Genomic DNA, 13,815 nt, shown 5'->3' on the forward strand with positions numbered 1-13,815 from the left:
ATCTACACTGATGCCAGGCTACTGTTATCCTGGAGAGTCAGTTTACTATGTTCATTCTATAGCGAAGGTATGATTTACCAACACTACGCACATTCTTTACAAGTGGCGCGTTACCCGCCAGCCTGTGCTGCTGCAATCAATTCATCAGTCAATATGAGCTTTGCTCGCGACATATCCTGAAAGCGTAAGTAAATTTCAGCGTCTTCGTCCTCAAGATCGAGATGAATAGCTTCATCCTTTACACCAAGGAGTCGTCCCTTAAAGCGCCTACGACCTTCAACGCTAATAGACATCTCTATTCTGGCTTCAAAACCAGCAAACCGAGCGAAATCAGCCAATCGTGTTAAAGGACGATCAATTCCTGCTGAGCTTACTTCCAGACGAAAAGCACCCGCGATTGGATCTTCGACTTCTAACATCGCCTCAATTGCACGACTAATGTCTGAACAATTCTCAACGGTCATAGTCGCCTCGTGGTCACTGTGCTCAGCCATGACCTGTAAGGTTTTTCGTTCTTCACCACCCGTAACCATAACACGAACGATATCAAAGCCCATAGATGCCAGAGTCGGGGCTATAATCTGCTCAATTTGGGCAGCCTTACCTTCACTCGTTTTAGCAAGAAGAGGTATGGAACCTCCTGAAGCGTCAGACAAAAACTTTACTCCGTTTGTATTAAAGCGCCTGCTCACTGCTTATTATATAGCAAATAAACAGAAATTTACGCTGATTTTAGGTACAAAAAATGGGCCATAAGGCCCGCTGTCAAAACTTCGATGTAGCGGGCTACAACAAAGTGTGTCCCGCGCGCACTGTACCTCTAGCACATTTCAAGCGCAAGTGGTTTTATCAGCAAGTCACCAGAGCTAGTTTTTCTGCGCCCCAGAAAGAAATCCTGCCACAAAAAAGTCGCGAGAGGGAGAGTTTCAACTTCTCGGCAATCTCGTAAATCGAAGATAGCCAGGCTTACAGCCTTTTTTGATACCTTTTTCTTCGTACCTGGTTTTTGGCCAATCTTCGGTACGTTGATTCCAGTCTTGTTTCGAAGCTGCAATCCACTCAAAATCCGGGTGTGGAACTGTTCTCTCCAACATCCACTGCAAGTACCCCATATCATCAGTCGCCATGCGGAGCTCTCCACCATCGACCAAAAGTTCAGCCAACCGATCGAGAGTTTCGCGCTGAACAATACGACGTTTGTTATGCCGAGCTTTGTGCCAAGGATCAGGAAACAAAATAAAAACTTTTGACAGAGAACTCGGAGGCAAGAACGGCAACATATCACGAACATCACCACGATAAATGCGAACGTTTTGAGCGCCATTATCATCAAGATGCCCTAATAAGCTTGCCACGCCATTGATGAAATACTCAGCACCAATAAAATTCACTTCGGGATTGTGTTCAGCTTGCCAAGCAAGGTGTTCGCCACCACCAAATCCAATCTCGAGCCAGACTTCACGGCCTGAGTTACCAAACAAATTATCTAAATCAATCAGCTTGATATCATCCAGATCACCTGTTGGAACTGAAATCTTAGGCAGAACTGTCTCTACGAGTTCTGTTGCTTTTTTTCGTAGTGGGCGACCCTGTCGGCGGCCATAAAAAATACTACGCTTAACAGGATCGCTCATTACACAAGTCTCTACAATAACAGCTTTTACAGATTAAAAGCTGATTTAAGGCCATCAGCAAGATCAAGACGCTCCCATGAGAAGCCTCCATCATCTTCAGGACGACGCCCAAAATGTCCATAAGCTGCTGTACGGGCATAAATAGGCTTATTCAAATTCAAATGCTCACGGATTCCCCGTGGAGAAAGATCCATGATATCCATAAGAATACTTGGAAGTTTCTGCTCATCTACCAGCCCTGTACCGTGTGTATTCACATACAAAGACAAAGGCTTTGAAACACCGATGGCATAAGAAACCTGAATCGTACACCGCTCGGCAAGACCAGCACCAACAACATTTTTAGCAAGGTAACGCGCAGCATAAGCCGCAGACCGATCAACCTTGGTTGGATCTTTACCAGAGAAAGCACCACCACCATGAGGCGCAGCACCACCATAGGTATCAACGATGATCTTACGACCCGTCAGACCTGCATCACCGTCAGGGCCACCAATCACGAAACGTCCCGTCGGGTTCACGTAGAACTCATCTTCGGGACACATCCAACCTTCAGGCATCTCCTTCATCACGTGACGACGCACAATTTCACGAATTTCCTCGGAAGAAACACCTTCAGCATGTTGGGTCGAAACCACAATGGACGTAGCACGAACAGGCTTTCCATCAACGTACTCAAGAGTTACCTGACTCTTTGCGTCGGGGCCCAAGCCAGGCTCTTCACCGGAGTGCCGAACCTCAGCGAGAGAGCGTAAAATGTTATGAGAATAAAAGATCGGAGCAGGCATAAAAGCTTCGGTCTCTTTGCAAGCATAACCAAACATGATGCCCTGATCACCAGCGCCCTCATCTTTGTTTCCTGCGGCATCAACACCTTGAGCAATATCTACTGACTGTTCATGAATGTAGTTTTGAACATCCATATTTTGCCAGTGGAAACCGTCCTGTTCATATCCGATATCACGTACAGCCTGACGCGCCACTTCTTCAATGACTTCTGGAGTCACCTCAGCAGGACCACGAACTTCACCAGCCAACACAATACGGTTTGTTGTGGCCAACGTTTCGACAGCAATACGCGATTGCGGGTCATGAGATAGATATAGATCTACGATAGAATCTGATACACGATCACAAACTTTGTCTGGGTGTCCTTCAGACACAGACTCGCTTGTGAAAAGATAGCTGCCAAGTCGCACGACAACCCCTTCCTATAAAAATTATAAATAGCTTGATCAGGACACCGGATTAAAACGTTATGCGACCCATGCCAGATCAATTGCAAAATTAAATGCAAAAAGCGCGATCAGCAATGCCTGATCGCGCCTTATTATGCAATGGTTAAATGTCAATTGGTAGAAAAAGCGACACTTGGACCATTTATCAAATCCTAATTAAAGAATTTATTCCGCAGCAACACCGCTTGCTGAAGCTTCCGCAGCAGTGCCAAGTGCTTTCGTCATCTCAAAAAGACGTTTCCGTACATGAGGATCAACGATTTTGTAATAAGCTCTCACCAATTCAAGCGTTTCTCTTTTCGCCATCGGGTCGGCTTCATGAACAAAAGTATCCACTTTCTCTTCACTCATTTCGCGAAGACGCACTGGAGATTGAGAAGCGACTTCGTCTGGCATATCTGCAAAGAAATAGCCAACCGGAACTTCTAATACACGTGCAAGATCATAAAGTCGGCTTGCACCAACGCGATTTGCACCACGTTCATACTTTTGCACTTGTTGAAAAGTCAGCCCAATTGCTTCACCCAACTTTTCTTGACTCATACCAAGAAGAGTACGGCGCAACCGCACACGACTACCAACATGAACATCTACCGGGTTCGGTTTGCCTTTACCACGCACTGGTACATTTTCTTTTACTTGTCCCATTATACACTCTCTCTAAACTACACACACAAGCAACCATCTATACGAGTATAGTTATGCATACTATCGTATGCCGTCAACTTATTTCTATAAAAAAGTGTATTTATTTTAGTTTTACACGGATTCTAGATTTGATTACCAATGGTAGTAACAGGAAAATCACCATAAAAAGCACTGAAAAATTTCCAATCCTTGAGAATACAGTAACTGCAGAGGTTGTTTTTGGTAATCTTGTATCTACAACTCCGGCTTCTCCTAAACCAATACTTTTAATCACTCTACCATAAGCATCAATAGAAGCCGAAATCCCTGTATTCGCAACCCGAATAACAGGGATCCCTTCTTCAACAGCCCTGAGTTGTGCCATACCGAAATGTTGATAAGGACCACTTGTGATACCGAACCACCCATCGTTTGTCACATTGAGTATCCATTCCGGACGCTTCGAAGAGTCGACAACAGCTCCCGGAAAGATAATCTCATAACAAATAAGCATGCTTACGGGCGGAAGACCTGGCATGGATAAGGTTTGAGGTCCAGGCCCTGGTGAAAAATCTGAACTACCCGCGGTTAATTTCTCAACAAATGGTAACCAATCTTTTAAAGGCGCATATTCACCAAAGGGAACCAGATGAAACTTATCATAGGTTCCAACAATATCTCCCAGCCGGTTTAGTACATGAACTGAGTTTTTAAACTCCCGACCAACTCCGCCCTCTTCACCAGACAAAGTAACCTCCTCTATCCTCGGAGCTCCCGTGATCAGAAAACCAGAGGGGGGAACGACGCGAGAGATCGAAGATCTCAATTCACTATTGGAGGAAAGAATATAAGGAACAGCTGTTTCCGGCCAAATTACATGAGTAACATCTTTAAATCCTTCACTGACGCTCATGTCGATCTGTTTGACGACATGACTCCCTCTTAATTTGGGCTTCCATTTATCCGCCTGATTTATGTTTGGCTGCACCAGCCTTAAATTTACATTTTCAACATAATCCACGCCGGCAGGAGGCACAGCGTTCAGCCGCAAGGTACCTCCAACCCAGACGACAAGAGGGAACAGGAGTGCAATAAAAACAAATGCAACCCGTCGCTTTAGCTCTGAAATATCAAGATTTTTTTCTTCAAATAAAATCGCCGGGGCAGCAGCGGCAAAAAGAGTAATAATGCTTAGCCCCCAGACCCCTGTGATGCTTGCAAGTTGCAGCATCGAATCAGAAAAAGTCCAAACAGATCCAAGTAAATTCCAGGGGAATCCAGTAAAAATCCACGACCGAAGCCACTCAACAGCCAACCAAATAGCAACAAATGCAATCAAGCGGTCGGCTCCGCGAAATTTCAAGCGTGCCAACGCATACCCAATAAGACAATGAAAAAGCCCCATCCCGACAGCTAGACCCAACACAGCAAAAGGCATCATCCAGGCATGGCGCGCACTGTGAACGAGAAAGGAGGCTCCAACCCAGTACAAACCAACAGCAAAGTGCCCAACACCAAAAGCCCACCCGACCAAGGCTGCTTTCTTAGGGTTTTCAGCACCTTGAAAAAGCCAGAGCAGCCCCGTAAAGGCAGGAATAAGCAATGGAAACAAAAACAAGGGAGCAAAAGCGGTTGCGGAAACAGCACCCAAAGAAGAGGAGATTGCGTATCGTTTCCAGCCAGTCAACCCACGTAGCCTTACACTCAGGCTGAACAAACCAACCAGCCCTCTCCCCACAATCATTTCAGCTATTCCTCAGCCTTTTCTTCGGCCATTACTGCCTCGCTCTTCCACACGCGTAAACGCTTTATACGCCGGGGATCAGCTTCAAGGATTTCAAAAATGATTCCAGTGTCTTCATGTTCGATCAACTCGCCACGTGCTGGGACCCGATCTGCAAGCCAAAAGACAACCCCTCCCAGGGTATCAATATCTTCTTCTCGTTCGTCTTCAGTGAGGATATTTCCAATTTTTGCTTCAAGCTCTTCAATCGGGCAACGCGCATCAGCAACATAAGAGCCATCAGGCCGAGGAAAGAGACGAGGCCCCTCATCCGTATCATGCTCATCTTCGATTTCCCCAACAATCTCTTCGACAAGATCCTCAATGGTAACCAGACCGTCGATACCGCCGTACTCATCCACAATCAGTGCCATATGGACCCGCGACATACGCATCTCCAAAAGTAAATCGATAGCACGCATGGAAGGAGCAATGATCAAAACTCGCCGCACAATAGTTGAGAGATTAGGATTCCTTGATCCTTTGGAATATTCCAAAACATCCTTGATGTGTACCATTCCAACAACGTCATCAAGACTTTCCCGAAAAACCGGAAGCCTGGAATGCCCCGCATCACTCATCATATCGATGAGGTCACTAATTGAAGTATCAATATCAACAGCAACAATATCCGCCCGGGGAACCATTACATCAGAACAGGTAAGATGCCGGAGTTTGAGAATATTTCCCAGCATCATTTTTTCGTCAGCGCCAATAGGGGTTGAGGACTCAAGTTCGTCCTCACTACCTTCAATTTCGTCAATAATCTCTTCCATGGTTTCCCGAAGAGAGGAATCACTTGCTTTGATGCCAAAAAGGCCCGTTACCCAGCTCCACACACCCCCCCGAGAAGGAGCATCAGCTTCTTGGTCTTGCAGTACTTTACTGTTATCAGATATTTCACTCATCAATAGCACCTTCTATGAGCCGATCACCATCCAGCTCATAGGGGTTCTTGATACCGAGTCTGCTCAATATTTCGATTTCGAGACTTTCCATTTCTAATGCTTCATCTTCTGACAAGTGATCGTAGCCCAATAAATGCAAAACGCCATGCACTAACAGGTGAGTAAAGTGATCTTCTAACCTCTTAGATTGCGTTTTTGCTTCGCAGATCAAGGTCTCTCGAGATAAAATTATATCGCCAAGAGATAGAACACCTCGCTGATGAGCCAAATTTTCTTCTGCAGGGTCATCCAGTGTTGAGAATGACAACACATTAGTTGGCTTGCCTTTTCCCCTGTATTCGAGATTTAATTTTTGAATATCAGGATCGTTTGAAAGAACAACAGACAGTTCAGCTTCTGAAATCGACGTGATCTCAACACAGGAAGCCTCAGAGGAAAAGCCTCCCAAAACATAACTCAAAAGAACCGCACGGTGGATCAGAGCACGGCAATGGGGGAGATCCTCTTCCCAAAGTTCATCCCGGACCTCAACACCAATTTCCAAGCCTATCGTGGAAAAGGCATCGTTATCTATTTCAAGAGAACGTTCCATAGCCTCTGTCATAATCAAGTCAGACACTGCGAACCTATACTTTGTGTGTTGCCAGGCAAAGCTCAGCCATCAAAAAAATCACGTTCTTTAGCTGCACCTCTATTTGATTTAGAGCGATTGTCATAAGCCCGAACGATCTTGGTCACCAATTCATGGCGCACAATATCCGCATGGGCAAATTGGACAAACCCCACTTCCTCAAGCTTGGCAAGCGTGTCTGAAGCGTCACGAAGCCCTGAGGGTTGACCATTCGGGAGATCGACTTGTGACAAATCACCTGTAACAACCATTCTGCTGCGCTCACCTAAACGAGTTAAGAACATTTTCATTTGTACAGGTGTGGTGTTCTGAGCCTCGTCAAGAATGACAAAAGCATTTGAAAGAGTACGCCCGCGCATGAAAGCCAAAGGCGCAATCTCAATCTCACCATTTTCCAATCGGCTCAAGACCTGATCAGATGGGAGCATGTCATGTAGAGCATCGTATAAAGGTCGAAGATAAGGATCTACTTTATCCTTCATATCCCCGGGCAAGAACCCCAAACGCTCACCGGCCTCAACCGCAGGACGGGAAAGAATGATACGTTCAACTTCTCCATTTAATAGGAGAGACACACCGTAGGCCACAGCCATATACGTCTTACCCGTGCCTGCAGGACCAACACCAAATACCAATTCATGTTGCTGCATGGCCTTGATGTAATCCGCCTGTCCGGGAGAACGGGGATTCAAGCGGCGCTTACGGGTAACAATCGCAAGTTCATCACCATGGGTACTTTCGACAGCTTTTTCGACCTCTTCAAAGTCCGGCGTAATCTGCGCCATTCTGACAACAGCATCAACGTCGCCATTTCCGACTTCCAAGCCCTTTTCCAAACGCTCGTACAGCGCCTTCAAAACAACTTTTGCTGTCGCAACGGAATCTTTATTACCGCTGATTGAAACCTGATTTCCGCGTGATGCGAGATCTACTCCAAGGTGCTGCTCCAAACGAACTAGATTTTGATTGTGCTCTCCATAAAGCATTGGGAGAAGACTGTTATTATCAAATTCTAATAATTTGTTTTGCCGTGCACCACCGGTGGTTTGTCCGTTGCGAGCTCTGGCTGTCAAATGCGTGCCTCCATAGCGGTTTGTTTCTCATTAACAGTATGCCTGTCTAAAGTATCAAAGTCACCTGTTACCACAGATCCATTTAACGAATTTGGTTGGGCTGATTCAATTTTGACTTCAACAATATGCCCCATCAGACGCTCAGGCGCCTGTACAAACACTGATTGCATATAGGGACTACGTCCGCCCAACTGGCCCTCTTCACGGCCCTTACGTTCGATCAAAACAGATAGATTTTTCCCTACCATACTTTGATTAAAAGAAATTTGTTGGGCGTTCAGGAGTTCTTGCAGCATTGCCAGACGTTGAGATTTAATATCTTCAGGAACTTGCGCATCAATACCCGCAGCAGGCGTACCTGGACGCGGGCTGTATTTAAATGAATAGGCCTGAGCATAATTAATATCAGTGATAAGACGGATGGTTTCAGCAAAATCTCGATCTGACTCGCCCGGAAATCCAACGATAAAATCCGATGAAAGAGCTATCTCTGGACACGCATCCCTAAGCTTATCAATTATTTTGCGATAATGGTCAGCGGTATGCTTCCTATTCATCATCTCCAACACACGGTCTGATCCACTTTGGATCGGCAGGTGAAGATAAGGCATCAAGGTTGAAAGCTCTTGATGCGTTTTTATTAATTCATCATCCATATCGTTCGGGTGCGATGTAATATAGCGAAGACGCTCCAAGCCATCTACTTCAGCAAGCGCGCGTAATAACCGACCAAGTTTCCAGCTTTTGCCGTCAGGCGCTTCGCCGTGGAAGCCATTAACGTTCTGCCCCAGAAGCGTTATCTCTTTCGTGCCGTTCAGTACCAAACGCTTGGCTTCTTCAATGATCGACTTTACCGGTCTGGAAAACTCTGCCCCACGCGTGTAGGGCACAACACAGAACGTACAAAACTTATCACAACCTTCTTGAACCGATAGAAAAGCTGATGAACCTTGCGGTAAACTTTCTTCAGGAAGGAAATCAAATTTTGATTCCACAGGAAAATCAGTATCAGAGATGCCTCGACCTGTCGTGTTCCCCAAAGCTTGGGTAACCATTTCCGGTAATCTGTGATATGTTTGCGGACCAAAAACTAAATCAACCTGCTTGGCTCGGCGTAAAATTTCTTCGCCTTCGGCTTGGGCGACGCACCCGGCAACCCCAATAAGCATTTTCTCACCCTTGGATTCGCGACGCTCTTTTATACGACGCAACTGCCCAAGCTCGGAAAAGACCTTCTCAGATGCCTTTTCGCGAATATGACAGGTGTTGAGAATAACCATGTCTGCGCCTTCTGGGCCATCCACAGTCTCATACCCCAAAGGTACCAGCACATCTGTCATCCGATTTGTGTCATACACATTCATTTGACAGCCATAAGTCTTGATATAGAGCTTTTTAGCCAACGTAATTACCAATTCAGCCTAATGATGGGCGCGTATAAATACCGCCCCAACACCTTGTTAAATTACCATTTAGTAGGACTAGAAGCTACCCGAGAGTGCGATCCGGCAAGAGCCTTCGAAACTCCCCCAGAAACCAAACGATGACAATGTGCTGCCATTTCTTTTCGATTGGTAAAACTACTCGCTTCTATTGGCTCAAGAAACTCAACTTCAACAGTTAAGGTTCCCATCGCCAACGCATGCCACAAATGACCCGGCAACCCCATATCCCCATACCAGGCATAAAACGGTCTCCACAAACGGCCCATCGGCATACCATCCAATCGAGTGTATGTAATGGAGATTGGCTGAACCATCAAGGGGCGATCACCTTCTGCCACTTGTGCCACAGAGAACAACGCCGATTTGAAGGGTAGAACTCGAGTGCCATCACTTGAAGTACCTTCAGGAAAAAGCATGAGATCTCGCCCATCCCCCAAACGTCGTGCCATGCTGATTCGGCTTTCGTTGGACTTATGCCTCCGACGTTGAATAAAAACAGTTCCTGATAACTTGGCGAGGATGCCAAAGAGCGGCCAACTCCCCACTTCAGACTTCGCAACAAAGTGACCGTCGACCAGACTCCCCAACACAGAGATGTCTAGATATGACACATGGTTTGATACAAAAAGAGTGGGTTGTTTACGATTTCGCTGCCCCCTGGTCACAACCTTTATGCCAGTCAAAAAACATGTTGCGCCGTGGTACCACAGCGGGAGCCTGTATCGACCTGGCAGACGCAAGAGCAACAACAACATTTGAAGTGGGATTAAGCTCAAGGTAAAGCCAAGATAAGCCAGAAGTCGCCACGATGCTCGAAGGTTTGACCCCAAGCCAGATGCAACAACAATATCAGACATTTTAGGCCACCTGCTGCGCAGCAGTCCCCACTTCACGCTTATAATGTTTTAAATATTTATCTGTCACACGACTGGTTTCGACAATGACGCAGACATCCGTCGTTCCAAACTGCTCATCGACGACCGCACCATCGCCGATCACACCTCCCAAACGAAGATAGCCTTTGATCAATGGCGGAAGCTCTCTAATTGCCTCACGCGGGTCAATCTCTTCCATAGGCATCAAGTTCATTGAGCTAAATCTGTCCGGTAGTGCTTTAGGGCAAATCTCTGGATTAGCTAGATGATTATGAAACAGGTAAGACAGGGGCAACTTTAGCTCTTCAGGGTCAATTCCCTGCAAGCTCGCGCAACCAAACATATATTTAATGTCATAATGGAACACATACTGAGCTATACCACGCCAAAGAAGTTGCATAGTTGAGCCTCGGCGATAGTCTGCATTTATGCAAGATCGGCCTAACTCCAGGATTTCTCCCTTAAAATTGAGCAACTTGTCTAAATCAAACTCATCAACGGAATAGAACTGGCCTCTGGCTTTCGCGCCTGACCTACGCATAACGCGATAGGTTCCAACAACAGCCTCGGGGCCATCACCAAGCTCGTTGTCAAACACCAAAAGATGGTCACAATAGGAATCAAAGCTATCAAAATCACGGCCCAACGATTCCATTTCGGGGGTTGGTTGAGCCGAATTTTCTTGATAAAAAATTTCATACCGCAAACTTTGTGCGGCTAAAATTTCCTGCTCTGTCTCTGCCAATCGAATGGATAGAGATCCCGCCGTCACTTCAACGGGTCGCTTTGTACCCTCAATCATGCTCAGCATGTTCCTTGAAATTATACATGGCGAGGACTTTGCCAGATAATTGTGTCTATTTTATTGCACTGCAGCCTTCACGGACAGCATAAAGCTCTAATCGATGATCCACTAACCGATAGCCTAATTTTTCAGCAACTTTCCCTAGAAGCGTATGTATTTCAGCATCTGTAAACTCGAGAACTTCACCAGAATTTACATCGATTAAGTGGTCGTGATCTTCTTCAGTAACTTCTTCGTAGCGGGATCTACCATCACCAAAATCGTGGCGTTCAAGTATTTCCGCCTCTTCAAAAAGCTTAACAGTTCGATAGACCGTCGCGATCGAAATTTTCGAATCAAGCTTAGACGCCCGATGGTATACCTGCTCTACATCAGGATGATCATCGGCCTCAGAGAGCACACGCGCTATAACACGGCGCTGCTCTGTCATTTTCAGACCTCTTTCAGCGCAAAGAACTTCCAATTTTGATGTCATGACTACCCTAAAATCGTGGTTTATTTAAGCAACAGCCCAATTTTGAACAATTCTAATGTACACAAAGATGTTGGCCGGAGCAAACACCTGAAATGCATTTTTTTTCAAATTTATGGACCAATTACCAAAAAAACTTATTTAGTTCTGTTTGCACGAGTTCCCAGCCCTATTTGCTTCGCCAATGAACTACGTTGTTTCGCATAATTTGGCGCAACCATCGGGTAGTCCTGCGGTAGATTCCAGCGCTCACGATATTCTTCAGGTGTCATATTATAGGCCGTTTTCAAATGCCTTTTAAGCATTTTTAATTTCTTACCATCTTCTAAACAGATAATAAATTCAGGCGTAATGGATTTTTTGACAGAGATTACGGGAATCGGACGTTCTGGTTCTTTTTTCTCTTCTTTGCCCAAAGTGGAAAGTGTTCCATAAACCTCACGAATGAGCTGCGGCAAGTCAGCCACGGCAACAGAGTTATTGGCAACATGCGCGGAGACAAGGCGCGTTGTCAGGTCTACGAGTTCCAATGAGGATTTTTCTTCAGACATAAACGACTGTTCTTTCAAAATATAAGGTTATCTTGCTCTGTAAAGCTTCATTACTTGTTTTATAACATACTAAAAATCGAATTAAAGTCATTTTCCAAGCTTTTCAAGAAAGAAATATTACAAATAAGACAATATCTCTATGAGTTCTTAAAAAATTATTTACTACTGCATAATATTAAGTTGCATAACGATAGCATCAACTAGTTCACCATTCGTTTTATGATAATACTTTAACCTACGTCCAACTTCTTTAAATCCTACATTTGAATAAAGAGAAATTGCTGTAAAATTATCTTCAGATACCTCTAGAAACAATTTACTTACTTTACATTGCTTTAAGAAAAATAGCATTTTCTCAATCAAGGCGCGAGAATACTTCTTTCCTCTCCACTCTGGATCTATACAAATCGTTAAAATCTCTGCCTCACCGACAACTTCCTGCCAAATAACAAAGCCTATTGGCACACCACTAATACAATAAATAAGCCCCCTGCTTGTCTCTTGAAAAAGTATTCGCGAGATCGATTTACTATCCCAAGCAGCCTCTGGGAAACTACGAAAATGTAACTCAGCTAGAACTATAGAATGCTCTACCCCAGCATTAACAATAAATTCTGTATCTAAAGATGAGCTTGGCATCTCAACTAACGCACCGGAGGCTTTGGCTTTGGCAAAGAAACATCAGGAGCCCTCAAATAGAGAGGGCTAATTCGCCCTTGGTCGTGCGTAAATAATTTTCTCTCTATGGCAATATTAAGCAAATACTGTGCATCAACACTTGGATTAACCTTGGAAACGACGATCTTTCGTCCAGCCTCACTCAAGGCGGATACTACCTGATCAACACCATCACCCAATAATAACAAACTACCTTCAGGTAACTGTGAAGCCATTTTCTCTGGTGCTATAGAAAATGGCTCAGTTAAGGCCGATAGATCAGTTGAAAAGCATTGTACAAAAATATCTGCTCTCTTGGCATCAATTAGGACTGCCAACACTTGATCGGAGTCTTTCTCACAATCAGGTACTGCTCTGGCCATAACTTCAAAATTACTCACCCCCACAAGCGGTTTGCCACAAGCAAGTGCAAATCCCTGAGCCGCAGCCAAACCAATACGCACCCCTGTAAACCCGCCGGGGCCAGTTGTCACGGCAAAACCATCCATATCCATCAACTCAAGACCAGCATCGTCCAGCACGTCATGAATCAGAGGTAATAAACGCTCGGATTGCCCTCGACGCATTTCTTCCAGAAGCGTTGCAACAACTTCGCCGTTCTTCATCACAGCCACTGAGCATGAAGAACCAGCCGTATCCAAACCAAGTAACGTGGGATGCTCAGGAATATTCATAGTAACTCATTCAATTTTTGTTAAAGCAATAATCAGGAGACAATCATACAATGCAGCTTAGGACTCAACGAAATATAGTCCAAATTTATTAACCCAACTTTCGTGTCTTGGCATCATGCAGGTATACTTTTGACCTGATCAAAAATCATGGTTCCATTTTCAGATAGCACAACATGTCCTGTGTCATTAATCACCTAAAGCTATTTGGCAAGCCACTTAATGTAAATTGACATTTTATTCAGTGCTATCCATCCCGCGAGAGAACACTTTAAAATACCTTAATTAAAATTGTAGCCGCCGCTCGCATCCAGTCGACCCCTTAATGCTATAATTGCTTATAGCGAAAATGGCATTTTCTTTTTACTATACCCTCAACCCAATTACTTTTCTTCTCGCTGGTTCGCCAGTAAAAGGAACTACA

General features: G+C 45.0%; 15 protein-coding genes. All 15 read right to left on the bottom strand.

All coding sequences use genetic code 11. From position 1 onward, the window contains the following. Positions 1-110: 110 nt before the first annotated feature. Positions 111-656 carry a ribosome maturation factor RimP gene (gene rimP, locus ACFSKO_RS04035; protein ID WP_380248663.1) on the bottom strand — a complete coding sequence of 182 codons (546 nt, stop codon included), beginning with the start codon at positions 654-656 and terminating at the stop codon, positions 111-113. A 270-nt stretch (positions 657-926) separates the two neighbouring features. After that, positions 927-1,634 (bottom strand): tRNA (guanosine(46)-N7)-methyltransferase TrmB, encoded by a 708-nt coding sequence (gene trmB, locus ACFSKO_RS04040; protein WP_380248665.1) that lies wholly within the window; start codon positions 1,632-1,634, stop codon positions 927-929. A gap of 26 nt (positions 1,635-1,660) precedes the next feature. After that, entirely contained in the window at positions 1,661-2,833 is a 1,173-nt protein-coding gene (metK, locus tag ACFSKO_RS04045; RefSeq protein ID WP_380248667.1) for a methionine adenosyltransferase, read from the bottom strand. 204 nt (positions 2,834-3,037) lie between these two features. Further along, positions 3,038-3,520, bottom strand: a complete 483-nt coding sequence (locus tag ACFSKO_RS04050; protein WP_380248669.1) for a helix-turn-helix domain-containing protein — start codon at positions 3,518-3,520, stop codon at positions 3,038-3,040. Positions 3,521-3,620: 100 nt separating this feature from the next. Continuing rightward, positions 3,621-5,243 carry an apolipoprotein N-acyltransferase gene (gene lnt, locus ACFSKO_RS04055; RefSeq protein ID WP_380248670.1) on the bottom strand — a complete coding sequence of 541 codons (1,623 nt, stop codon included), beginning with the start codon at positions 5,241-5,243 and terminating at the stop codon, positions 3,621-3,623. Positions 5,244-5,248: 5 nt separating this feature from the next. After that, on the bottom strand, positions 5,249-6,190 hold the full coding sequence (locus ACFSKO_RS04060) for a hemolysin family protein (RefSeq protein WP_380248672.1): 942 nt from the start codon (positions 6,188-6,190) through the stop codon (positions 5,249-5,251). Continuing rightward, on the bottom strand, positions 6,183-6,809 hold the full coding sequence (ybeY, locus tag ACFSKO_RS04065) for an rRNA maturation RNase YbeY (RefSeq protein WP_380248674.1): 627 nt from the start codon (positions 6,807-6,809) through the stop codon (positions 6,183-6,185). The genes ACFSKO_RS04060 and ybeY overlap by 8 nt, the downstream gene beginning before the upstream one ends. Before the next feature lie 35 nt (positions 6,810-6,844). Further along, positions 6,845-7,894, bottom strand: coding sequence for a PhoH family protein (locus tag ACFSKO_RS04070; protein WP_380248676.1), 1,050 nt, complete (start codon positions 7,892-7,894; stop codon positions 6,845-6,847). Beyond that, entirely contained in the window at positions 7,891-9,297 is a 1,407-nt protein-coding gene (miaB, locus tag ACFSKO_RS04075; RefSeq protein WP_380248678.1) for a tRNA (N6-isopentenyl adenosine(37)-C2)-methylthiotransferase MiaB, read from the bottom strand. The genes ACFSKO_RS04070 and miaB overlap by 4 nt, the downstream gene beginning before the upstream one ends. 62 nt (positions 9,298-9,359) lie before the next feature. Further along, on the bottom strand, positions 9,360-10,196 hold the full coding sequence (locus ACFSKO_RS04080) for a lysophospholipid acyltransferase family protein (RefSeq protein WP_380248680.1): 837 nt from the start codon (positions 10,194-10,196) through the stop codon (positions 9,360-9,362). A 1-nt stretch (position 10,197) separates the two neighbouring features. Then, a complete protein-coding gene (locus ACFSKO_RS04085; RefSeq protein WP_380248682.1) occupies positions 10,198-11,016 on the bottom strand; it encodes a GNAT family N-acetyltransferase in 819 nt (272 codons plus the stop codon). Positions 11,017-11,071: 55 nt separating this feature from the next. Continuing rightward, entirely contained in the window at positions 11,072-11,494 is a 423-nt protein-coding gene (locus ACFSKO_RS04090; protein WP_380248684.1) for a Fur family transcriptional regulator, read from the bottom strand. A gap of 134 nt (positions 11,495-11,628) precedes the next feature. Continuing rightward, on the bottom strand, positions 11,629-12,042 hold the full coding sequence (locus ACFSKO_RS04095) for a Ros/MucR family transcriptional regulator (RefSeq protein ID WP_380248686.1): 414 nt from the start codon (positions 12,040-12,042) through the stop codon (positions 11,629-11,631). A 162-nt stretch (positions 12,043-12,204) separates the two neighbouring features. Continuing rightward, positions 12,205-12,681 (bottom strand): ribosomal protein S18-alanine N-acetyltransferase, encoded by a 477-nt coding sequence (gene rimI / locus ACFSKO_RS04100; RefSeq protein WP_380248688.1) that lies wholly within the window; start codon positions 12,679-12,681, stop codon positions 12,205-12,207. Positions 12,682-12,686: 5 nt separating this feature from the next. Beyond that, positions 12,687-13,394, bottom strand: a complete 708-nt coding sequence (gene tsaB / locus ACFSKO_RS04105; RefSeq protein ID WP_380248690.1) for a tRNA (adenosine(37)-N6)-threonylcarbamoyltransferase complex dimerization subunit type 1 TsaB — start codon at positions 13,392-13,394, stop codon at positions 12,687-12,689. Between the last annotated feature and the right edge of the window lie 421 nt (positions 13,395-13,815).

The organism is Kiloniella antarctica (assembly GCF_042682825.1).
In the GTDB taxonomy this organism is placed as follows: Bacteria; Pseudomonadota; Alphaproteobacteria; order Kiloniellales; family Kiloniellaceae; genus Kiloniella; species Kiloniella antarctica.

Bases quoted from the DNA above. Each gene is read 5' to 3' on its own strand.
- trmB (WP_380248665.1), bottom strand. From the start codon at position 1,634: ATGAGCGATCCTGTTAAGCGTAGTATTTTTTATGGCCGCCGACAGGGT.
- ACFSKO_RS04050 (WP_380248669.1), bottom strand. From the start codon at position 3,520: ATGGGACAAGTAAAAGAAAATGTACCAGTGCGTGGTAAAGGCAAACCG.
- lnt (WP_380248670.1), bottom strand. From the start codon at position 5,243: ATGATTGTGGGGAGAGGGCTGGTTGGTTTGTTCAGCCTGAGTGTAAGG.
- ACFSKO_RS04060 (WP_380248672.1), bottom strand. From the start codon at position 6,190: ATGAGTGAAATATCTGATAACAGTAAAGTACTGCAAGACCAAGAAGCT.
- ACFSKO_RS04080 (WP_380248680.1), bottom strand. From the start codon at position 10,196: ATGTCTGATATTGTTGTTGCATCTGGCTTGGGGTCAAACCTTCGAGCA.
- ACFSKO_RS04085 (WP_380248682.1), bottom strand. From the start codon at position 11,016: ATGATTGAGGGTACAAAGCGACCCGTTGAAGTGACGGCGGGATCTCTA.
- ACFSKO_RS04090 (WP_380248684.1), bottom strand. From the start codon at position 11,494: ATGACATCAAAATTGGAAGTTCTTTGCGCTGAAAGAGGTCTGAAAATG.
- ACFSKO_RS04095 (WP_380248686.1), bottom strand. From the start codon at position 12,042: ATGTCTGAAGAAAAATCCTCATTGGAACTCGTAGACCTGACAACGCGC.
- rimI (WP_380248688.1), bottom strand. From the start codon at position 12,681: ATGCCAAGCTCATCTTTAGATACAGAATTTATTGTTAATGCTGGGGTA.
- tsaB (WP_380248690.1), bottom strand. From the start codon at position 13,394: ATGAATATTCCTGAGCATCCCACGTTACTTGGTTTGGATACGGCTGGT.